This window comes from Xanthomonas protegens (assembly GCF_038442435.1).
Taxonomy (GTDB): domain Bacteria; phylum Pseudomonadota; class Gammaproteobacteria; order Xanthomonadales; family Xanthomonadaceae; genus Xanthomonas_A; species Xanthomonas_A sontii.
This window is the reverse complement of sequence record NZ_JAQJCQ010000001.1, coordinates 806,365-828,654: the sequence shown is the minus strand read 5'-3', so window position 1 is coordinate 828,654 and position 22,290 is coordinate 806,365. Positions and strand designations below refer to the sequence as shown.

Sequence of the window (22,290 nt, the reverse complement as noted above, 5' to 3'; positions counted from 1 at the left end):
GCGCGGCGTAGTGCTGCCGCGTGCATCGACGGTGTCGATCCACGAAGGGACTTCGTATTGCTGATGCTGATTTTGCTGTTGCTGTTGCTGTTGCTCTTCAGCTGTTGCTTTTCTCGGGCCCCCTCCGCAGCGGCTGAGCTGGCGGGTAAAACCCCCCGCAGGGGGGCGGCGCACAGGGACGTGCGCCGTTTTCGGCCGGGGCAGGATGCCCCGTCCGAAAATCCCGCTAGCGGAGCGAACCCGCGCAGCGGGCGCTGCGGCGGGGTGTGCTTTCTTTTGGTTACTTTTCTTTGCACAAGCAAAGAAAAGTGACTCGCCGTCAGGCGAAAGCTGTTGGTTTTGCTTTCCAATATTCCCAGTAAAGCCCGTCGGGACTGAAGTCCCTCCCACAAGAGCCATAGTCCAGGCTTTGTCGGTGGAGCCTGTCGCGGCTGAAGCCGCTCCTACGACAGCCAAGGCGCGCTTTGCTCCAGCCACTTGCCGATGCAGCTTGCTCCAAACAGCACGGGTAAAGCCCGTCGGGACTGAAGTCCCTCCCACAAAAGCCCTGGCCCAAGCTTTGTCGGTGGAGCCTATCGCGGCTGAAGCCGCTCCTACGACAGCCCAGGCGCGCTTTGCTCCAGCCGCTTGCCGATGCAGCCTGCTCCAAACAGCACCGGTAAAGCCCGTCGGGACCGAAGTCCCTCCCACAAAAGCCGTGGCCCAGACCGTGTCGGTAAGGCCTGTCGCGGCTGAAGCCGCTCCTACGACAGCCGCTTCGCGCGTTGATCGGGCGGGCTGCCGGTGCGGCCTGATCCAGGTCGCACCGGTGAAGCCCGAAGGGACTGAAGTCCCTCCCACAAACGGCCTGATCCAGGCGGAGTCAGTAAGGCCCGCCGGGGCCGAAGTCCCTCCCACAGACAGCGTGGCAACGCTCCGCGATGGCATCCCAGTGCGCACGCCGCCGCGGCCTAGAACGCGTACTTGACGGTCAACAGCGTCATCATGCCGGCATCCACGATGTCCGACACCGCCAGATTGTGCCGGCCCACATGGCCCCAGTAACTGTATTCCTTGGTGAGATTGGAGATCGACAGATCCACATTCACCCCGTTGTCGAACCGATAGCCCGCATGCAGATCCACCCGCCGCGTCGGCCGCGCCCACAGGTCGTCCCACGGCGCGTTCTGGTGCAGAAAATCGTAGTTCAGCAGATACGAACTGCTGAAGTGATAGCTCAGGTTCACCGAGAACTTCGAGCGCTCGTAGAACAACTCCAGATTCGCCATCGCATTCGGCGCCGACTGCATCTGCTCGTCTTCGAAGCCGACCATGCCCAGATCGGCATGCGCATGCTGGCGCGTGGCATTGGCGCTGACGCCGAGCCCGTCGAACGGCGCCGGCAGATCCTGGAAGCGCTGCCGCGCGCTGACCTCCACGCCGTACACGCGGCCGTCGCCGCCGTTGGTCGGCATCTGGTAGAACACCGTGCCGCTGCCGCTGGTGCCCGAATTGGCCTGGCCGGAACCCGCATCGTAGATGTAGTGGTGCAGGCGCTTGTAGAAGCCGGCCACCGAGAAGAACCCGCCATGGTCGGTCGCCCACTCGCCGGACAGGTCCAGGTTGGTCGAGGTGATCGCCTTCAGGTCCGGGTTGCCCTGGCTGATGGTGGTGATGCCGTTGGAAATGTTGATCTGGCTGCCGCCGCCCAACTGCACGAACGCCGGCCGCGTATAGCTGGTCCACAGCGCCGCGCGGTAGGTGGTGGCGCTGTCCGGGCGCCAGGTCAGGAACACGCTCGGCAGTGGCTGGTCGTAGTGCGTGCTGTTGGCGGCGAAATAGCCGACCTGCTGGTTGCCGTCGCTGTCGGTGGGCGTGGTCCAGAAGGTGTTGTGGATGCTGGTGTGCTCGAAGCGCACGCCGGGCACCACTTCCAGGCTGCCGAAGGAGAAGGTCGCCATCGCGTAGGCGGCGCTGACCGCCTCGGTGCCGCGCATCGTGTTGCAGTTCCAGTTGTTGACGTAGAACGCGCTGCCGCAGGTGTCCAGGTCGTCGTCGGTGAGGTGGTTGGCGATGACCTGCGCCACCGCGCCCTCGCTGACCCGCGGCGTGGCCCAGTGGTACTTGCCGGGGAAGATCGCCGCGTAGCCGCCGTTGAAGATGCCCAGGTCGCCCAGCGTGCTGGTGTCCGGCACCGGGCCGGTCCACCAGTCGCGGTTGCTGTAGTGACGGCTGCTCTTGCTGTACTTCACGCCGAACTGCAGCGTGGTCAGCGCGCCGTCGCTGAAGTCGTAGCGCGCGTCGAACTTGGCGCCGCCCTTCTTCTGCCCCGAGTAGATCTTGGTCGATTCGCCGTAGCTGCTGGCGTACAGCGAGGGGATGTTGTTGACCTGCGCCAGCAGCGCCGGGGTCAGCTGCGGGTAGGGGAAGGCGCCGCTGCCGTAGCGCATCAGGCTGCTGCCGGAGTAGGCGAAGTTGGCCTGGCTGAACTTGTCCTCGCGCCCGTCGATCTCGATGTGGTCGGGGCGGTCGTTGTCGCCGAAGCTGTAGAACAGGTTCGGCGACAGCGTCCAGTTGCCGGCGGTCTTGCGCGCGCCCACCTGGAACGTGGCCAGGTCGGCGATTTCCGGGTTGGTCTCGTACCAGAAGCGCGCGGCGATGCGGTTGATGTTGGGCGAATACACGCCCGGTGTGGTGGTCGGCACGAAGCTGACGTCCTGCGGCAGCAACTGCACGAAGGTGGTGCCCTGGTCGGTCTTGGCGTAGGCGTAGGTGGCGCGTGCGTACACCGACAGGGTGTCGTCCACGTTCCAGTCGAAGGCGGCGTTGCCGCCGTAGCGGCGCTCCCAGCCGGCGACCACGCCGACGTTCATGCCGGTGCTGGTCAGGTTGTCCTGCGGTGCGTAACCGGCGGCGTTGCTGCCGTCGGCATTGGCATGCAGGAACTTCCATGAGCCGTCGTTGAGCGCGCTGGTGGCCGCGGCCACCTCGCTGTTGGTCGAGGTGCGGTAGTCGTAATAGGCGCTGGCGTAGAAGCCGAACTGCTGCTCGTCGCCGAACTTGTGCTGAAACTCGCCGGCCAGGCCGCCGCCGAGGCCGTCGCCGCCGTAGTCGCGGGCGCGGCTTTCCACGCGGCCGCTGACGGTGACGCTGCCGCTCGTGGTGTCCTTGTAGTCGTAGGCGGTGGGCGTGCGGAAATCCAATGTGCCGCCGATCGCGTCGCCGTCCATGTCGGCGGTGGAGGTCTTGTTGGCGACGATGGTCTGCAGGCCGGAAGGCGGCAGCAGGCTCAACTGCACGCTGCGGCTGTACGGCATGCCCTGGGCGACGGTGACGCCGTCGATCAGGTTGACGTTGTACTCGGAGGGCAGGCCGCGCACCGAGGCGAACATGCCTTCGCCGCGCGCGGCGCCGTCGACGCCGCCGAAGTAGCCCGAGCCGCTGTAGGTGATGTTGATGCCGGCGATCAGGCCCAGCGCCTCGGCGACGTTGTGCACGGCGGTGTGCTCGAGATCGTTGGCCGACAGCACGTCCACCGTGTTCGAGGAATTCATCTTCAGCGTGCTGGCGTCGTAGCGGTTGGCCGCCACGCTGATCGTCTGCAACTGCTTGGCCTCGTCCAGCGCGATCGACACCGTGGCGGCGCCGCTGTCGGCGACCTGCACGGTGGTTTCCGGCGCGCTGAAACCGGGATAGTCCAGTTGCAGTGCGTACTGCCCGGCCGGCACGTCGGCGATGACGAAGCGGCCCTGGGCGTCGGTGACGGCGCTGAGCGCGGTGCCGGCGATGGCGACCTTCGCGTGCGCGGCCGGCTTGCCGCTGCTGCGCTCCTTGAGTTCGCCCTGCACGGTGCCGGCCAGCGCCGGTGCGGTGGCGGCAAGGCCGGTGATGGCCAGGATGGCGGCGCACAGCGCCTTGCGCTTGCAATGGGGATGGGTTGCCACGTGACACCTCGCTGATCGTGATCGGTGCGGGCACGTGCCGAAGGCGACGCGCCGCTGCGTTCCTGGAAGGCAGACACGGTGGGCGGAAGGCGCGCACGCTCGGACCGCACGCCGGAGGGCGTGCGAACAGGACAGAGCGAACGGCGACCGACGCGAGGCGTCTGCCGGCTGGGCGGACCGTTAAACGGCGATCAGTGGCGTGGCGGCGAGTAGCCGGCGATGCACTTGGAGCGCGAACGCAGCGCGCTCAGCTTGTAGCGACGGGTCATGCGCAGCGGCCCCCGTGCGTGCCCGCGCGGCGCGCGGACGACAGGCAGGGCGCCGGAACTCCGGCGAGGCATCGATCCTGGCTGCGACGACTGCATGACATGGCACATCACCCCTGGAACTGCCCTGGAAAACGCCGCAGGTGCTGCGGCGTTCGGCGCGTCTGGCATCGTCGATGCGTGGCACCGACGTGTTATCGATACCTCTGTCCCGGAAGACTGTCAATAGGTCGTGAAAAATAAATTAGCAGGGCGCTGGAACGTGGGCGGATGGCGCCCGGTGGCGGGAGCGCGCCGGGCGGTTACGCTGCACCGCCGCATGCGCTGGCGCATTTCGTAGACAGGGGCCGTGGGCGGCCCCGTCGCTCACTTCGGCAGGGCCATGCGCCCGCTGATCGAGAACGCCGCGTCCTCGCCGGGGGCGCCGGTGCCAGGCTGGCCACCACCGACGAACAGCCGGTAGTCGCCGGCCTCCACCGCGCGCTGGCCGCTGCGGTCGACGTCGCTGAGCTGGCGCGGGTCCAGCGCGAAGCGCAGCGTGCGCGCCTCGCCCGGCTGCAGGTGCACGCGCTGGAAGCCGACCAGGCTGCGCAGCGGCGACTGCGCGCGCTGCGGATATTGCAGGTACAGCTGCACCACCTCGTCGCCGGCGCGCGCGCCGGTGTTGCGCACGGTGGTGCTCACCTGCAGCGGCTGGCCGGCCTGCAGCGTCGCGGTCGACAGCTGCGGCGCGTCGTAGGCGAACTGGGTGTAGCTCAGCCCGTAGCCGAACGGGAACAGCGGCTCGCCCTTGAAGTAGCGGTAGGTGCGGCCCTTCATGTCGTAGCTGACGTAGGGCGGCAGGTCCTTGGTCGAGCGGTAGAAGGTCACCGGCAGGCGCCCGCCGGGGTTGATGTCGCCGGCCAGCGCCTGGGCGATCGCGGTGCCGCCGGACTGGCCGGGATACCAGGCGGCGATGATCGCGTCGGCATGCTGCTTGGCCCAGTTCAACGCCACCGCGCTGCCGCTCATCAGCACCACCACCAACGGCTTGCCGCTGGCCTTGGCCCGTTCCAGCAACGCCTGCTGCGCCGCCGGCAGGGCCAGGTCGTTGCGGTCGCCGCCGTCGAAGCCGGGCACGTCGATGCGCAGTTCCTCGCCTTCCACGTCCGGCGACAGGCCGACGAAGGCCACCACCGCGTCGGCCTGCGCCACCGCGCGTTCGGCCTCGGCCAGTTGCAGCGCCGGCGGCGCCAGCCACTCCAGGCGCAGGCCCTGGTCCTGGCCGCGGTGTTCCAGTTCCAGGCGGATGCGCCGCGGCGTCGCGTCGTCGAAATGCAGCACGGTCTCGACGTTGCGGCCGTCGGCGTTGTGCATGCCGGCTGGCACGTGCTTGTCCTCGGCGTTGCCGGCGACCACCAACTGGTCGTCGATATACAGGCGCACCGGGTCGTGGCCGGCGCAATCGAAGCAGCGCGCCACCCGCACCGCCAGGGTGTAGTCGCCCGGGCCGGGCGGCAGCAGTTCGCCGCTCCAGCGCACCGAGTAACGGTCCTTGTCCACGCCCTTGGCCGGGGCCACGTGGTCCCAGTTGAAGCCGACCACGCGGTCCTGGCGCTGCACGCGCGGGGTGCCGGCCAGATCCAGGTTGTCGAAATACTCGCCGCGCAGCCCTGGCTTGCCGTCGCTGCGCAGGGCGGTCTCGGGAATCATGCCGGGCACGCCGGCGGCCAGCGGCGCGCCCTGCGCATAGGCGACCTGGGCGGCGCCGAAGCGCGTGCGCAGCCCTTGCAGCGGCGTCACCGGCTGCACCGAGGTGCCTTGGTAATTGGCTTCCAGCGCGGCCAGCGCGTCGGCGTTGGGTCCGAGCACGGCCAGGCGCAGGCCCGGGCGCAGCGGCAAGGTGGCGTTGGCGTTCTTCAGCAGCACCAGCGATTGCTGCGCGGCCTGCAGCGCCAGCGCGCGGTGCGCGGCGCTGTCGATATCCCTGGCGCCCAGCCGCGCATACGGATCGTTGCGCGGCGGCTGCAGCTCGCCGAGCCGGTAGCGCGCGGCGAACAGGCGCACCAGCGAGCGGTCGAGCAGGGCTTCGTCGGCCTCGCCGCGGTCGAAGGCCAGGCCGAGCTCGCGATAGGCGTAGCCGCAGTTCAGATCGTGCCCGGCCTTGAGCGCGGCCGCGGACGAGCCGGCGTTGTCGGCGCGGTAGTAGTGGAACTGGGTCATGTCGTCGATCGCATCGCAATCGGACACCACGAAGCCCTTGAAGCCCCAGTCGCCGCGCACGCGGCCGTCGAGCAGCCAGTCGGCGGCGCAGGCGGGCGTGCCATGCAGCGAGTTGTACGCGCACATCACCGAGCCGGCCTGGCCGTCGACGATGGCGGCGCGGAACGCCGGCGAGTAGGTCGCCTCGAAATCGTGCGGCGACACGTCCACGTCGAAGCCGTGGCGGCCCGGTTCCGGCCCGCTGTGCACGGCCAGGTGCTTGGGCGTGGCGATGGTGCGCGGATGCGCCGGATCGTCGCCCTGCAGGCCGTGGATGAAGCCGACCGCGAGCCGTCCGGTGAGGTAGGGATCCTCGCCGTAGGTCTCCATGCCGCGGCCCCAGCGCGGGTCGCGGAAGATGTTGATGTTGGGCGACCAGATGGTCAGCCCGGCGTAGCGCGGATGGTCCTTGCCGGGGCCGCCGGCGAGATTGAACTTGGCCCGCGCCTCGGTGGAGGTGACGGTGCCGACGTCGTGCAGCAGGTCGGGGTTCCAGGTCGCGGCCAGGCCGATCGCCTGCGGGAACACCGTGGCCTCGCCGTTGCGGGCGATGCCATGCAGGCCCTCGCTCCACCACTCGTAGGCGGGCACGCCCAGGCGCGGGATCGCCGGCGCAGCGTTCATGGCCTGCGCGATCTTTTCGGCGCGGGTCATCTTCGCCACCAGCGCGGCGGCGCGGTCCTCGGCCTCGTCGGCATGGGCGAGCGGGGCGGCGAGCAGGCCGAGTGCGCACAGCGCCTGTGCCAGCGGCTGTAGGAGCGGCTTCAGCCGCGACCGCGCGCCGGCCGATCTACGGAGCATCTCCCGGCCCATCACTTCGCCTCCGCCGGCTCGGCCGGCGCGCCAGCCATGGTCCCGCCCAGGTCACGCACCTGCAGCGCCGCGCGCACCTGCTCCAGCGTGGCGCTGCTGTGCACGCGCACGGTCAGCGGTTCGCCCGGCAGCAGGTCGAAGGCGTTGTCGGACAGGGTCACGTCGAGGTCGCCGAAGCTCAGCCATACCTGCGCGGCGAGAGTGGCGCTGCTCAGGGTCAGCGCATAGCCGTCGCCGTCGGCGCGCAACTCGCTGCGGATCTCGGCCTGCGGCCACTGCAGGCGCTTGGCCGCGTCGAAGTACACCAGGGTGCGCGACAGCACGCGCTCGCCGTCGAGCAGCTCAAACACCGCGACGCTGCGGCGCGGATCGGCGCGGCGCAGCAGCTGCGCATCGCTGAAGCTGCCCACGCGCACGCTGGACAGCGGCGCCAGCGTCACCGGCTTCTCGGTCTTGCTCAGCACCTTGCCGGACAGGTCCATGACCCGCATGCGCCAGCGCGCGGCCAGCGGGGTGGTGCGGTCGGAGACCAGCGATACCTCGGTCTGGCCCTTGTCGTTGCGCAGCGCGGCGATCAGTTCCGGCGCGTAGAAGCGGCGCGCGTGGTATTGCAGCGCCTTCCAGCGGCCGAAGTAGTCCAGGCTCGACCACGACGCGCCGGGCCAGACGTCGTTGAGTTGCCAGTACAGCGACCCCATCGATTGCGGCCGCGAGGCGCGCAGGTGTTCGGCGGCCAGGGTGATGCCCTCGGCCTGCATGATCTGGCTCAGGTAGACGAAGCTGGCGAAATCCTTGGGCTCGCCGAAGGCGCGGCGGATGTACAGCAGCAGGCGCTGGTTGCCGTTGCCCTTGTCGAATTTCTGGTGCGCGCGCATCACCGGCGATTCCGGCTGCAGGTCGCCGGGTTCGGCAAAGGCGCGGATGGTGCGCATCTCGGGGAACGACTGCAGGCCGTATTCGGACATGAAGCGCGGGGTCACGTTGAGGTATTCGGTGACCGGCAGCGCCGGGCCGCCCCAGACCTTCCAGTAGTGCATGTCGCCGTCGTCGGGCTGGTCGGCGGCGCCGTCGAAATCGGTACCCGGCGAGGTCGCCCAGTACGGGGTGTCGCTGTCGTACTTCTGCACCGCCTCGCGCAGCACCGTGCCGAACAGCGTGGTCATGCCGCGGACGATGCGCTCGCGCTCTTCCGGGTCGATCGACTGCTTGAACTTGACCCGGTCGCCCCAGTTCTCCCAGCCGGTCTGCACTTCGTTGTTGCCGCACCAGATGACGATGCTGGGGTGGTCGCCGAGGCGCCGCACCTGCTCCTCGGCCTCGGCGCGGGTGTTCTCGCGGAAGGCGACGTCGTAGGGCGGGATGGCGCCGCCGAACATGAAGTCCTGCCAGATCATGATGCCCAGGCGGTCGGCGTCCTCGTAGAAGCTGTCCGGCTGGTAATGGCCGCCGCCCCACATGCGCAGCATGTTCATGTTGGCGTCGCGCGCGGACTGCAGGAAGCCGCGCATGCGCGCGGCGTCGACGCGGGTGGGGAAGCTGTCGAACGGAATCAGGTTGGCGCCTTTGGCGAACACCGGGATGCCGTTGACCACCAGGGCGAAACTCTTGCCCCACTGGTCCTTCTCGCGGCGCAGCTCGACGCTGCGCAGGCCGGTGACGCGCTGCACGTCCAGGCGCTCGCCGGCGGCATCGCGCAGCTGCGCCTTGAACGTGTACAGATCCTGGCGGCCGTAGCCGGCCGGGAACCAGCGCTGCGGCTTGGCGATGCGCACCGGCACGGTCAGGGTGTTGGCGCCCGGATCGACGACGGCGCGCTGGCTGAACTGGCCGACGCGCTGGCCGTCGGGGCCGAGCACCTCCAGGTCCAGTTGCACCTCGCCGCTGCGGCCGGCCTGCACCTGCAGCTGTGCCAGCAATTGCGCCGCGTCGGCGTCGACGCGCTGCTGGGCGATGCGCAGGCCGTCCACGCGCAGCGCGTCCCAGGCTTCCAGGCGCACGCCCTGCCAGATGCCGGCGGTGACGATGCGCGGGCCCCAGTCCCAGCCGAAGTTGTACGGGGCCTTGCGCACGTAGGTGGAGCTGTGCCGCGCCACCGGCTCGTCGCCGAACGCCGAGTCGTAGGCGCCGGGCAGCGCGTACGGCTGCTTGGACAGCCACGGCTGGATCTTCTTGATCGGCGAAGCGATGCGCACTTCCAGCACGTTGTCGCCACGCTTGAGCAGCGGTTTGGCGTCGACCCGCCACTGCCGGAACATGTTGTCGGCGGCGAGCAGCTTCTTGCCGTTGAGGTAGACCTCGGCGAAGGTGTCCAGCCCGTCGAACACCAGTTCCAGGTGCGGGTGCGCCAGCAGGGCGGCGTCGACCTGGAAATGGGTCTGGTACTGCCAGTCGCTGAGCCCGGCCCACTGGATCTGCGCTTCGTTGTCGCGATAGAACGGATCGGGTACCACCCCGGCGGCGATCAGGTCGGTCTGCACCGTGCCCGGCACCTGTGCCGGCAGCCACTGCGCCGCCTTCGGATGCGCCTTGGCGTTGGCATCGCCCGGCGCCAGCCGCACCTGCCAGCCCTGTTGCAGCGACAGCGTCGCCGGCGCCGCCGCCTGGCCCAGCGCCGGCAAGGCCAGCGCCAGCAGCAGCCCGAGGCGGGCAGGAAGGCGCGTGCGCGGCGCGGAACGGGGGCGGCGGGGCGGCTGGATCATGCGAGGGTCTCCGGGGTCAGTGCGCGGCGGCGGGGGGCGCCTGCGCCGCGGTGTCGATCAGATGGACGGCGCCGATGGCGTAGTACGGGCCGGCGATGGGCGCGGTGGAGCGCAGGCACAGGTCGTGCACGCCGGTCTGCTTGGGCAGCCGCGCTTCCAGCGCGAACTGGTCGCCCAGGGTCTTGCCGGCGGGCAGCGGCAGCCGCGCCAGCAGCTTGCCCTTGCAGTCGCCCAGCCGCACTTCGAACTCGCCGCGCGGGCTGTGAGCCGGGTAGCGCTTGACCTTGGCCTGGTCGTGCGCCAGCCCGTAGTTGCGCGCCAGCCGTGCGGCGTCGATGCGGATGCGGTCGATGCCGTCCAGGCGCGCGTCGGCGTAGCGCCAGCAACTGGTGAACAGGTCGATGTTGAACACCGGCGTGTCCTGGTCCGCCAGGTCCGGCAGCAGCGGCACGCGCAGGCCTAGCTCGCCGCCTTCGCACGAGGCCAGGCCCTGGGTGTCGCGGCTGAGCAGGTTGGCGCGGTCGAGGATGCGGCTGCGCGGCGCGGCCAGCAGGCGGCCGTCGTCGGAGAAGGTCGCCGCGCGCACGGTGACCGGCAGGGTCACCGCGAACGGCGCGGTGTAGCGCGGCGAGTCGGCCTTGGGCTCGCTGCCGTCGGTGGTGTAGCGGAAGCTGCCGAACTTGGCCTGGTTGCCCAGCACCACGGTGGCCTGGCCGCTGTCCAGCGCGGCGTTGTCGCCGCCCTGCACGACGATGTCCGGGGCGAAGGCGCCGTCGCCGTAGGCGATGCCCTCGCTGCGGTAGCGGTCCAGCTGCGCCGGCAGGCGCTGCAGGAAACCGTTCCAGTCGCGCGCGGCCATCGGCGACCAGCCGGCCTCGGCCACCGCGCTCAGCCGCGGGAACAGCGCATGGTCGATATGCCAGGTGGAGGGGATGTACTCGCTCCACAGCGCCGCCTGCACGCCAAGCACGTGCTTGCTCTCCTCGGCGCTGAGCGCCGCCGGTACCGGGTCGAAGCCATAGACCTTCTGCAGCGGCAGCGTCGCCAGGCGGCCGTTGGGCTCGTCGTTGCGCGCGCTCTGCAGGTTGTCCAGGTACATCCAGCCGGCCGGCGCCAGCACCACGTCGTGGCCTTGCTTGGCGGCGGCGACCGCGCCGTCCACGCCGCGCCAGGACATCACCGACGCGCTCGCCGGCAGCCCGCCTTCCAGGATCTCGTCCCAGCCGATCAGGCGCCGCTTGTGCTGGGTCAGGTAGTCGGCCAGTTGCTGGTTGAACCAGCCCTGCAGCGCATGCGCATCCTTGATGCCGAGCTTGCGCATCTGCGCGCGCACCGCCGGCGAGCGTTCCCACTGGTCCTTGACCGCTTCGTCGCCGCCGATGTGGATGTACGGCGAGGGGAACAACTGCAGCACCTCGTCGAGCACGCCCTGGATGAAGGTCATGCTCTTGTCGTTGGTGTTGAACAGATACGGATTGACGCCCCAGTCCACCGACACCTTGGGCCGCTGCCGGGTCACCCCGACCAGTTCCGGATAGGCCGCCACCGCCGCCTGCGCGTGCCCGGGCATGTCCAGTTCCGGCACGATGGTGATGTGGCGTTCGGCGGCGTAGGCCACCAGGTCGCGGATCTGGTCCTGGGTGTAGAAGCCGCCGTAGCGATCGGGCAGGCCGTGGGTCCCGGCGCCGGGCGGGGTGCGCCAGGCGCCGATCTCGGTGAGCTTGGGATAGCGCTTGATCTCGATGCGCCAGCCCTGGTCGTCGGTCAGGTGCAGGTGCAGCACGTTGAGCTTGTGCTGGGCCATCGCGTCGAGCAGGCGCTTGACCGTATCGGGGCTGTGGAAGTGCCGCGCCACGTCGAGCAGCACGCCGCGCCAGCCGAAGCGCGGCCAGTCGCGGATATGCACCTGCGGCACGTCCACCTCGCCCTTGCCGGCGTCCGGGGTCATCAGCTGCCACGCACTGATCGCGCCGTAGAACAGGCCGCGTTCCTCACGCGCCTGGATCAGCATGGTGCGCGGGTCCACGTCCAGCGTGTAGCCCTCGGCCTGCGTGACCTCGGTATTGGGATTGAGCTGCAGGCGGATGCTGCCGTTGGCGGGAATGGTCTCCGCACGCACTTCCAGCGACAGGCCGCGGGTCTTGCTCAGCAACTGCGACAGTTGCCCGGCCACGCGCTGCGCGCCGGGGTCGTCGGTGGGCACCGACAGCACGGCGCCGGTGCCGATGGTTAGGGTGCCGCCATCGCGCTCGGCCTTGGCCGGCGCCGGGATCAACGGAAGCGGCGTCTTGTCGTCGTCGTCATCGTGTTTCGGTGCCGGCGGCGGCGCTGCGGCAGGCTTGGCCGCAGGCGCCGGCGCTGGCGGCGGAGTGCGGTCGCAGCCACCGAGCAGGCTGCCACAGGCGAGCAGGGACAACCCCAGCCAGGCGTTGCGGGAGGCCGCCGCGATGCGCGCGGTGGCGGGCATCGGGCGGTGCGGCAATCGGGGGTGTGCACCCACTCCAGTCATCGGTCTACCTCAAGCGATCGAGATGCGTATCGTAGAGGCTGTGAGGTAGCCTGGGGTGAGCGCGGCGCGTTCGCTGCGCGCCGCGTGCCCCTCGTGTCGCATCTCGGTCGTGTGGCCGCTCAGCGCGCCGCGGTCGGCAGTTCGTCCCAGACCTTGGGATCTTCGGCGCCCAGCACCCAGCAGCTGAAGCCTTCCAGGCCGTACTGCTTGGTCAGCTCGTAGCGGGCGCGGAAGCTGCGCGCGTCCGGGCGGAACACCCACTCGCGCATGTCGTCGCGGTAGAAGTAGAACCACGACTCCTGCTCCACCGGGTCCCACTGCACGGTGGCGTGCTGCTCCTCGGCCAGCGGGAACGACTCGTCGGCGTCGATGTAGTCGGCGCTGATGTTCGAGGCCTCGGTGCCGTCGGCCTTGACCGGATTGCCGGTGTACCAGCGGTAGCCGTAGGTGGCGATGCCCAGCGACAGCTTGTCCTTGGGCACCTGGGTCAGCGCGTAGTCCAGGTGCTTCTTCATCCACACCATGCCGTCGACCGGGCCGGGCGTGGTCCAGCGGGTGTGCTGGTCGTAGGTCATCAGGCTGATCAGGTCGGCCGAGGCGCTCAGCGCCTTGAGGTCGTAGGCGCCGCGCCAGTACTCCCACATCCACTTGGAGAAGGCGCCGCCTTCGGCATAGCCCGGGGCGTTGGGCACCACCGCCACTGACAGCTTGAAGCCGGCCTTGTGCAGCGCCTCGGCGGTCTGCTTGACCATCAGCGAGTAGGCGTCGCGGTCGGTCCAGGCGATGCTCTCGAAATCGAACTGGAAGCCGTAGTAGCCGTGCTTGCGGCCGTGGATCAGCAGCGCCTGGATCATGCGCTGCTTGGCGTCCTCGTCGTGCAGCAGCTTGTGGAAGCCCTCGCGCCCGGCGGTCATCGACAGGATCGGCATCACCCGCAGCTTGTGCTGCTTGGCGATCTCGTACAGGTACATGTTCGGGGTGCCGTTGACCAGGCCGTTCTGGTCGACGCCGTACCAGGTCGGCACCACCACGTCGATCTTGTCGAGGTGGGCCAGGAACGAATTGGTCGATTTCTGCGTGTTCATCAGATAGAACAGCGCGGTCGGGTTCTTGGCCATGGCCGGCCCGCAGGCCAGGGCGAGGGCGAACAGCAGCCCTGCGAAACGCTTCATCATCGGGAGGGATCCGTTGGCGGGGTGGGGGAGGACAGGTCGATGCGGAACACGTAGGCGTGGTCGCCCACCGGCTTGGCCGGCAGGCGCAGGTGCAGGCCGTCGGCGCGTTGCTCGAACGGCACCGGCTTGCCGTCGGCGAGCAGGGTGACGCCGCGGACGCCGTCGGCCGGCTTCAGCGAGCGGATCAGCGCCTGGCCGTCGGCCGGCCAGCCCAGCTCGATCGCGTACAGCGCGCCGTGGCCGGTGGTGAAGCGGAAATCCTCGGGCGTGTACGGCTTGGTCTTGGTGTCCTGGAAGGTGCCGCCGACCACTTCCGTCGGGCCTTCGCCGTAGCTGCGCCAGGGCGTGCTGTCGTAGATCGCCTCGCCGTTGGTCTTGAGCCACTGGCCGATCGACAGCAGGATCGCGCGTTCGGTCTCCGGGATCGAGCCGTCGGCGCGCGGTCCGATGTTGAGCATCAGGTTGCCGTTCTTGCTGACCACGTCCACCAGCATGTGGATGATGAAGGTCGGCGTCTTGTAGGTGTCGTTCTCGACATAACCCCACGAGGCGTTGCTGACCGAGGTGTCGGTCTGCCAGTGCGTGGGATGGATGCCGGTGAGCTGGCCGCGCTCGATGTCCAGGGTGCCCGCGCCCTCGGGGAAGGCGCCGAGCTTGTAGTTCACCACCACGCCGCCCTTGGCCGCGCCGTGGTTGTAGTAGTACGAGAGCATGGTCGGCAGCGTGCCGCGGAAGGTCGGGTGCGCGATCCACCAGTCGAAATAGATCAGGTCCGGGTCGTAGCGGTCGATCAGCTCGGTGGTGCGCGCCAGCCAGTCGTCCAGCCAGGCCTGCGAGACCGGGGTCCAGTCGTTGTGCACGTCGGCGTCGTCCTTGCCCGGCAGGCGCACCTGCGCCGGGCCGTACAGGCCGGCGTAGCGCGGGTCGTTGACGTCCGAGTCGAACTGGCGGCCGCCGTCGAAGAACCAGTCGTGCTCGGCGCGGTGCGAGGACAGGCCGAAATGCAGGCCCTGTGCGCGGATCGCCTTGGACAGCTCGCCGAGCACGTCGCGCTTGGGACCCATCTTGACCGCGGTCCAGTCCGACAGCTGCGAGTCGTACATCGCGAAGCCGTCGTGGTGTTCGGCCACCGGCACCACGTAGCGTGCGCCGGCATCGCGGAACAGGGTGGCCCAGGCCTGCGGATCGAACTTGGGCGCGGTGAACAGCGGGATCAGGTCCTTGTAGCCGAAGCGCGACTGCGGGCCGTAGGTCTCGCGGTGGTGCAGGTAGTCCTTGCTGTCCTGCTGGTACATGTTGCGCGAGTACCACTCGTTGCCGAAGGCCGGCACCGAGAACACGCCCCAATGGATGAAGATGCCGAACTTGGCGTTGTCGTACCAGGACGGCGAGCGGTACTGCTTGAGCGAGGTCCAGTCGGGTCGGAACGGTCCGCCGCGCGCGCCATCGTTGGCTTCGCGCACCAGCCGCGCGCGTTCGGGCGCGTACTTGGCGGTGGCCTGCAGCCACTGCTGGTCGATCTGTTCCGGACTGAGGGTGGTGGCGGTGGGCGCCGTCGGCGACGGCGCGTCCGCGGCGCCGGCGGGCAGGGCCGTCAGCGCGAGCATGAGGGCCAGCGCGCTGGCCAGGGTCTGGCGTGCGGCTCCGGCGTGGCGGGATCGGTCCGCACGGGGGCGGGTCTCGGTCGTCATGGAACGGCACTCCTTGTTGCAGAAGACGATGCCGGCGCCGCCGCGCCGGACACGAAAAAGCGCGCCACCGTGGAGGGACGGTGGCGCGCCGGTGCTACATCAGAACTTGAAGTTCAGCTGCGCCTGGTAGCCGCGGCCGTTCTTGTACATGCCGATCGGCGCGTACTTGACCTCGTTGTACCAGTAGTAGGTCGAGTCGAGCAGGTTGGTCGCGCTGAAGCTCACGCTCATCCAGTCGTTGATCTCGTACGAGGCGGTCAGATCCAGCTGCTTGTACTCGTCGGTGAACACCTGCGAGTTCAGGCGGCCGACCTGGGTGAAGTACTTGGAGCGGTAGCTGTAGTTCAGGCGCACCATCCACGGGCCGTTTTCCCAGTAGGGGATCACGTTGTAGGTGTTCTTCGACAGGTACGGCAGGTTCAGGCCGGTGCTGGCGTCGGCGGTGGCGTAGGTGTAGTTCGCCTGCAGACCGAAGCCGTAGCCGAAGGCCTGCTGGTAGTTCAGCGAGGCGCCCTTGACCTTGGCGTCGGAGGCGTTGATCGGCGAGGTCACCGTGAACAGGCCGCTCACGCCGCTCACCGCATCGGTCAGCTGCTGCTGCGAGGTGGTGGTGACGATGTACGAGCTGATGTCGCGATAGAACAGTTCCGCCGACAGCATGCTGGACGGGGCGAAGTACCACTCGGCGGCCAGATCGTAGTTGGTCGACTCGTAGGGCTTCAGGTCCGGGTTGCCGCCGCTGGCGGTCAGGTTGCCGTTGCTGCTGTTGATGGTGAACGAGCCGGCCAGGTCGCCGTAGCGCGGACGTGCCATCACCTTGGCCACGGAGAAGCGCAGCACCTTGTCGGTGTCCAGATCATAGGCCAGGTTGAAGCTCGGCAGCGGCTTGTAGTACTGCTTGCTCACCTGGGTCTGGTTGTAGGTGGCGCCGCCATCGGCGCTCTGCCAGTACAGCGACTTGTCCTTGGTGTCGACATAACGCACGCCCAGGTTGCCGCGCCACGCGCCGGACTCGAAGTTCAGCTGCGCGTACAGGTCGCTGGTGATTTCCTTGACGTCGAACGAGGAGCCGTAGTCGCGGTTGTACGGACCCTGCGGCTGGCCGCGCAGGTAGCTGATCACCGAGTTGAGGTTGGCGGTCGGCCAGTTGGTCAGGTCGCCGCTGGCGCCCAGGCCGTCGTACAGGCCGCTCGGGGTGGTGCCGGGGCTGAAGTCGGTCAGCGAAATCGCATTGGTGGTGTTGATGCGGTTGCCGCGGGCGTCGACGCCGTTGTCGTGGTTGATGTACTTGTAGCCGAGCTGCAGCTTGTTCAGCGGGCCCCAGTCCAGATCGCGGGCGGCGTCGAACTGGAAGTACTTCTCCTTGTCCGTGCTCTTGGCGTAGTAGATGCCGCCGGCCTGCATCGCTGAAGCGGCGGTGGAACCGGGCGCCAGGCCGGCCGGCGAACCGACCAGACCCCAGTTGGCGGCACTGGCGTTGTCGTAGTTGACGTCGGTGTGGCTGCCGTCGTAACCGAAGTTGTAGCCACCGTCCTTCAGAAGGAACTTCATCAGGTATTCGGGGTTCTTGCCGCCGGTGGCCTCGGTGGTGCCGACCTGCGAGGTGAACACCCACTTGTCGCCGTAGAAGTCGTGGCGCAGGTTCAGGCTCTTGGTGGTGACGGTGCTTTCGCGGTAGTTGGTGTCCAGCTGCGCATACGGCTGCTTGCCGTTGCCGGCGCCATCGGTGACCGTGGCCTGGGTGATGTAACCGTTCTGCACGGTCGCGCTGGTGATCTTGTCCTGGTCGCCGCAGCCCGGGCAGACGTAGCGCGATTCGCTGAAGTTGTTGTACTTGCCCTTGATGTAGATGCCGGTCAGGTTGAACTCGTTCTGATCGTTCGGCTTCCACTGCAGTGCGCCCTGCAGGCCGTTGCGCTCGCGGGTCTGCTGGAAGAAGGCGCTGTTGATGCCGACCGGGATCTTGGCGGTCGCGACGTTACCACCGTCGCCGGAGATGCGCGCGGTCGGCGGGATGCCGGCGCCGGTGTTGTAGCCGAAGAACTCGATGCCGGCGCGCGACAGGTCCTGCTTGTCGTGGGTGGCGGAGATCAACGCACCGAAGGTCTCGTCGTCGTTCTTCCAGCTCCACAGCGCCGAGCCGCGCGGATTGCCTTCTTCCGAACGGTCGTTGTAGTTGTAGCCGATCGAGCCGCGGATGGTGTTCTTCGGCAGGTCCAGCGGCTTGCGGGTGTGCACGATCACGGTGCCGCCGATCGAGCCTTCGTCGATGCGGGCTTCCGGGGTCTTGTAGACCTCCATCAGGCCGATGATTTCCGGCGACAGCAGGGTGTAGTTGAAGGTGCGGCCGCTGGTGTCGGTCGGGTTGCCGCCCCAATCGCCCGAGGCGATGGTCTGGCCATTGAGCAGCACGCGGTTCAGCGCCGGGTCGGTGCCGTTGATGCTGACCTTCTCGCCTTCGCCGAACTGGCGGTCCACGCTGATGCCCGGCAGGTGCGCCAGCGACTCGGCGGCATTGGTGTCCGGGAACTTGCCGATGTCCTCGGCGCTGATCGCATCGACGATGGAGTTGGCCGAGCGCTTCACCGACTGGCTCTTCTCCAGCGAGGCGCGGTAACCGGTGACGGTGATGGCATCCAGCTGCTGGACGTTCTTGGAATCCGCGTTGGCGGAAGCGGGCGCTTCCTGCGCGGCGGCGTTACCGGACAGGTACAGCGCGGCCATGATGCTGAGGGCTAAGGTAGTGGTGCGGCTATTCATTGGCTAAACCTCTGGGTGAGTACTTGGGCATGAGGTGCCAACCGATGTTCCGGCGTGCTGGCCGCTGCCCGGCCTTGTGGATGGCGCCGCGCCTGGTGGCGCTGCGCGGATCGCATCTCGATGCGCGTCGTCCGGTCGCTGACGCGGAAGTAGCCAACCGGCGGCATCGAGGGCGCCAGTCCTTCCTGTGTTCCTGCAGGTAACAACCAAGTCCAGCAATACAGCAGTGCACCTTGTCGCCTGATCCGGACGCCGCTGCGTCCGGCCCGGCTCGGGGCGTGGTTTCGTCGGTTCGGGGGTGCCGGTCGCAGCGTCAGTGCGCGTCCTGCCACTTGGCGCGGGAGGAGCGGCGATGCGTCGCTGTGTCTGAATCCCCTGAACGTGGCATGTCTTGAAGTTGTAAAACTTGTGTGAGCCGAGTCTGTCGTAGCGCTGACAGCGTTGTCAACACCCGTTTCACGTGGTTTTGACGAATGCAAGCAAGGCTCGCCGCGGCATCTTTCCGGAGGCTTTCGCGGCCCTCCCGTGGCGCCTCCTAGGTGCTTGTCTACAAAAGAAAACATGCCCGCGGAGGGCGGCGGTGTGCCCGTGGTAGCCGCGAGGCCTTGGTGCGGCAGGCGCTGCCGGTTGATCGGGCGTGTGGCAGAAATTTGTGCAATGCGGCGAAATTTTGCGACGGATGTTCACCCATGCAACGCGCCATGCGATCGACCATTCGAACGGCCGGGCGATCCGGCCGACGAAGTCGCAGTGGTGAAGACAAAACGACAAACGGGTGAAATTCACCTTGACAACGTTGTCAAGGTGGTCCGACACTCGATCGATCAATCTGCCGAATCGGCGTGCGCCTGCTCTGGCGCAACGGGAGAAGATGTGTCCGCAAGCAGTTCATCAGTGGCAGCGGCCGTGCCGCGCGCCGAGCCCTTCATTGCTGCCGATGTCGGCGGAACCCATGTCCGGATCGGCCTGGTCGCACGCGCTGCCGGTGCCGGCCCGGCGCCGTCCGTCGATGTGCTGGACTATCGCAAATACCGCTGCGCCGACTATCCCGGTCTGGCCGAGATCATCGGCGAGTTCCTGGACCAGGTGCAGGGGCCGAAGCCGACCCGTGGAGTGATCGCCAGCGCCGGTTACGCGCTCGAAGATGGTCGCGTCATCACGACCAATCTGCCGTGGACGCTGTCGCCGCCGGAAATTCGCGAACGCCTGGGCATGAAGGCACTGCATCTGGTCAACGATTTCGAAGCGGTGGCGTATGCGGCCGCGTCGATGGACGCCAGCGAAGTGCTGCATCTGACGGGGCCGCGCAAGGCGCAGCGTGGGCCTGCGCTGGTGATCGGTCCGGGCACCGGTCTCGGCGCCGCGGTGTGGATTCCGACCCAGGGCGGCGCGATGGTGCTGGCCACCGAGGCCGGCCATGCCGCGCTGCCGATCGGCAACGATCTGGAACTGGCGCTGGCGCAGCGGTTGTTGCGCGATCGCTCCTATGTGCCGATGGAGCATTTCCTGTCCGGCCCGGGCCTGCTCAATCTCTATCGCGTGCTGTGCGAGCTGCGTGGCGCCACGCCTGCGCATGCCGCACCGAGCGACATCACCGCGGCTGCACTGGCCGGCGACGATGCGCTCGCGCACGAGGCACTGTCCGCGTTCTGCGGCCTGCTCGGCAGCGTGGTCGGCGACATGGCGCTGCTGTACGGCGTGCAGGGCGGCATCTATCTGGCCGGCGGCTTCCTGCCGCAGATCGGCGCGTTCCTGTCCGCCAGCAGCTTCGTCGAGCGCTACTTGAACAAGGGCGCGATGCGTCCGGCGCTGGAGCAGATCCCGGTGAAGCTGGTCGAGCATGGCCAGCTCGGGGTGATCGGCGCGGCGAACTGGTTCCTGCAGCAGCGCCACTGAGCGGCCCGGCGCGGCGGCGTCCCGCGATGCGGGCGCGGCGCGCCTGGCGTACCGGAGCGCGTCGACACATATATATGTCCCATGCCAGCGGCGCCTGCGTTGCGGCGCCGCTGTCTACAGCGTCATCGCTTGCCTGAACTCACAGGTCGCCGTGGTGGGCCTGCAGCGCCGCGATCGCGGCCAGGCCGGCGGTTTCGGTGCGCAGGATGCGCGGCCCCAGGCGCAGGCCGACGAAGCCGGCGGCCTCCAGCGTGGCGCGGTCGCGCGGCGACCAGCCGCCTTCCGGGCCGATCGCGATCGTCGCCGCAGCGCCGCCGATGGCCAGCGACCGCAGGCGGTGTTCGCCCTGCGGATCCAGGATCAACCGGCATGGGCTGTCCGCCGCGGCGCGCGCCGCATCGGCCAGCGCCAGCGGCGCGCTCAGCTGCGGCACGCGCGCGCGGCCGGACTGTTCGCAGGCCGAGATCACCACGCTGCGCCAGTGCGCCACGCGCTTGTCCACTCGCGCCGCATCCAGCTTCACTTCGGTGCGTTCGGCCCACACCGGCACGATTGCGGCGACGCCGAGCTCGGTGGCCTTCTGCAGGATCAGGTCCATCTTCTCGCCGCGCGCCACGCCCTGCAGCAGGGTGATCGCCAGTGGCGACTCGTTGTCGACCGGCTGCGCCGCGCCGATGCGCACGCTGGCGTTGCGCTTGCCGGCCTGCAGCAGTTCGGCGGGGTAATCGCATCCGTCGCCGTTGAACAGCACGCAAGGATCGCCTTCGCGCAGCCGCAGCACGCGCAGCAGGTGGTTGGCGACGTCTTCCGGCAGGCTCAGCTCGGCGCCGGCGTGCAGCGGCAACTCCACATGGCAGCGGGTCAGGCGCATGCCACCGCCTCGTCGATCGCCGCCAGCGTGGTCTCCGCCAGCAGCGTCAACTGCTCGGCGTCCACGCAGTACGGCGGCATCCAGTACAGCACGTCGCCCAGTGGGCGCAGCACCACACCGCGTTGCAGCGCGGCACGGTACGCGTGCAGGCCGATGCGTGCGGACGCAGGGAAGGGCGTGCGCTTGTCGCCATTGCGGGTGAGTTCGAACGCCACCACCATGCCGGCCTGGCGCACGTCGGCCACGTGCGGATGCTCGGCGAACGGCGCCGACAGCGCGCGCATGGTCTCGGCGGTGCTGCGGTTGCGTGCGATCACGTCGTCCTCCTGCAGGATCCGCAGCGAGGCCAGCGCCGCGGCGCAGGCCAGCGGGTTGCCGGTGTAGCTGTGCGAGTGCAGGAAGGCGCGCTCGCGGCTGTCGTCGAGGAAGGCGTCGTACAGATGCTGGGTGGCCAGCACCGCCGACAGCGGCAGGAAGCCGCCGGTCAGGCCCTTGGACAGGCACAGCAGATCCGGCATCACCCCGGCCTGCTCGCAGGCGAACAGGGTGCCGGTGCGGCCGAAGCCGGTGGCGATCTCGTCGGCGATCAGGAAGGCGCCGTTGGCGTCGCACAGTTCGCGCGCCCGCCGCAGATAGGCCGGATCGTGCATGCGCATGCCGCCGGCGCATTGCAGGCGCGGTTCCAGGATCACCGCGCAGATCTCGCCGGGATGGCGGTCGAACAGGTCGGCCAGCGCATCGGCGGCGACATCGGCGCGTTCGCGCGCGCTCTGTCCCGGTGCTGCCTGGTACGCGTCGGGCGAAGGCGCGAACAGCGCCTCGGCCAGCAGGGGCGCGTACACCCGCCGGTACAGCGGGATGTCGCCGACCGCCAGTGCGCCGATGGTCTCGCCGTGGTAGCCGTTCTCCAGCGCGACGAAGCGGGTGCGCCCCGGTTCGCCGCGGTTCTGGAAATAGTGGAAGGCCATCTTCAGCGCCACTTCCACGCCGGCCGAGCCGTTGTCGGCATAGAACACCTTGGCCAGCGGCGCACGCCCGTCCTGGCGCGGCGCCAGCGCCAGCAACTGCTCGGCCAGCAGGACCGCCGGTTCGTGGCTGAAGCCGGCCAGCATCACCTGCTCCAGCTGGGTGGCCTGGGCGGCGATGGCCGCGGCGATGCGCGGCTCGCCGTGGCCGAACAGGTTGGTCCACCAACTGCTCACCGCATCCAGGTAGCGGCGGCCGCCGTGGTCGATCAGCCAGGCGCCTTCGCCACGGGCGATCGGGACCAGGGGCAGGGTGTCGGGGTGCTCGCGCATCTGCGTGCACGGGTGCCAGAGCACGGCCAGATCACGCGTGCGCCACGCGTCGGCCATCTGTGCTGCGGTCAGGTCTGATAGCATTTCGCGCTCATGAACAGGTTCTTCGCTCCGCGCATTCTATCGACCGACGCCGTCCGGCGCCGCA

General features: G+C 68.6%; 10 protein-coding genes. 1 reads left to right on the top strand and 9 read right to left on the bottom strand.

What is annotated here, in order from left to right; all coding sequences use genetic code 11:
- Window positions 1-950 precede the first annotated feature (950 nt).
- The 7 genes from PIQ37_RS03545 to PIQ37_RS03515 form a co-directional block, all read right to left on the bottom strand.
- A complete protein-coding gene (locus tag PIQ37_RS03545; RefSeq protein ID WP_342072355.1) occupies window positions 951-3,923 on the bottom strand; it encodes a TonB-dependent receptor in 2,973 nt (990 codons plus the stop codon).
- A 632-nt stretch (window positions 3,924-4,555) separates the two neighbouring features.
- On the bottom strand, window positions 4,556-7,231 hold the full coding sequence (locus tag PIQ37_RS03540; RefSeq protein WP_342072354.1) for a glycoside hydrolase family 3 C-terminal domain-containing protein: 2,676 nt from the start codon (window positions 7,229-7,231) through the stop codon (window positions 4,556-4,558).
- Window positions 7,232-7,242: 11 nt separating this feature from the next.
- The gene (locus PIQ37_RS03535; protein WP_342072353.1) at window positions 7,243-9,942 is read right to left on the bottom strand and encodes a beta-mannosidase; all 2,700 of its coding nucleotides are present in this window, start codon (window positions 9,940-9,942) and stop codon (window positions 7,243-7,245) included.
- Between the two features lie 16 nt (window positions 9,943-9,958).
- The gene (locus PIQ37_RS03530; protein ID WP_407136444.1) at window positions 9,959-12,409 is read right to left on the bottom strand and encodes a family 20 glycosylhydrolase; all 2,451 of its coding nucleotides are present in this window, start codon (window positions 12,407-12,409) and stop codon (window positions 9,959-9,961) included.
- Window positions 12,410-12,570: 161 nt separating this feature from the next.
- On the bottom strand, window positions 12,571-13,623 hold the full coding sequence (locus PIQ37_RS03525; protein ID WP_342072351.1) for a glycosyl hydrolase family 18 protein: 1,053 nt from the start codon (window positions 13,621-13,623) through the stop codon (window positions 12,571-12,573).
- Entirely contained in the window at window positions 13,623-15,317 is a 1,695-nt protein-coding gene (locus tag PIQ37_RS03520) for an alpha-L-fucosidase (RefSeq protein ID WP_342072350.1), read from the bottom strand. Before PIQ37_RS03520 ends, PIQ37_RS03525 begins: the two co-directional genes overlap by 1 nt.
- A 99-nt stretch (window positions 15,318-15,416) precedes the next feature.
- The gene (locus tag PIQ37_RS03515) at window positions 15,417-18,077 is read right to left on the bottom strand and encodes a TonB-dependent receptor (RefSeq protein ID WP_026144664.1); all 2,661 of its coding nucleotides are present in this window, start codon (window positions 18,075-18,077) and stop codon (window positions 15,417-15,419) included.
- Between the two features lie 873 nt (window positions 18,078-18,950).
- Between PIQ37_RS03515 and PIQ37_RS03510 the strand changes: the two genes are divergently transcribed.
- The gene (locus PIQ37_RS03510) at window positions 18,951-19,973 is read left to right on the top strand and encodes a glucokinase family protein (RefSeq protein ID WP_342072429.1); all 1,023 of its coding nucleotides are present in this window, start codon (window positions 18,951-18,953) and stop codon (window positions 19,971-19,973) included.
- Between the two features lie 139 nt (window positions 19,974-20,112).
- Here the strand turns inward: PIQ37_RS03510 and PIQ37_RS03505 are convergent, their stop codons facing one another.
- Together PIQ37_RS03505 and bioA are read right to left on the bottom strand one after the other, a co-directional pair.
- Window positions 20,113-20,844, bottom strand: a complete 732-nt coding sequence (locus PIQ37_RS03505; RefSeq protein WP_152237210.1) for a 16S rRNA (uracil(1498)-N(3))-methyltransferase — start codon at window positions 20,842-20,844, stop codon at window positions 20,113-20,115.
- The gene (bioA, locus tag PIQ37_RS03500; protein ID WP_342072349.1) at window positions 20,835-22,226 is read right to left on the bottom strand and encodes an adenosylmethionine--8-amino-7-oxononanoate transaminase; all 1,392 of its coding nucleotides are present in this window, start codon (window positions 22,224-22,226) and stop codon (window positions 20,835-20,837) included. Before bioA ends, PIQ37_RS03505 begins: the two co-directional genes overlap by 10 nt.
- Window positions 22,227-22,290 lie beyond the last annotated feature (64 nt).

Bases quoted from the DNA above. Each gene is read 5' to 3' on its own strand.
- PIQ37_RS03540 (WP_342072354.1), bottom strand. From the start codon at position 7,231: ATGCTCCGTAGATCGGCCGGCGCGCGGTCGCGGCTGAAGCCGCTCCTA.
- PIQ37_RS03535 (WP_342072353.1), bottom strand. From the start codon at position 9,942: ATGATCCAGCCGCCCCGCCGCCCCCGTTCCGCGCCGCGCACGCGCCTT.
- PIQ37_RS03530 (WP_407136444.1), bottom strand. From the start codon at position 12,409: ATGCCCGCCACCGCGCGCATCGCGGCGGCCTCCCGCAACGCCTGGCTG.
- PIQ37_RS03525 (WP_342072351.1), bottom strand. From the start codon at position 13,623: ATGAAGCGTTTCGCAGGGCTGCTGTTCGCCCTCGCCCTGGCCTGCGGG.
- PIQ37_RS03520 (WP_342072350.1), bottom strand. From the start codon at position 15,317: ATGACGACCGAGACCCGCCCCCGTGCGGACCGATCCCGCCACGCCGGA.
- PIQ37_RS03515 (WP_026144664.1), bottom strand. From the start codon at position 18,077: ATGAATAGCCGCACCACTACCTTAGCCCTCAGCATCATGGCCGCGCTG.
- PIQ37_RS03505 (WP_152237210.1), bottom strand. From the start codon at position 20,844: ATGCGCCTGACCCGCTGCCATGTGGAGTTGCCGCTGCACGCCGGCGCC.
- bioA (WP_342072349.1), bottom strand. From the start codon at position 22,226: ATGCTATCAGACCTGACCGCAGCACAGATGGCCGACGCGTGGCGCACG.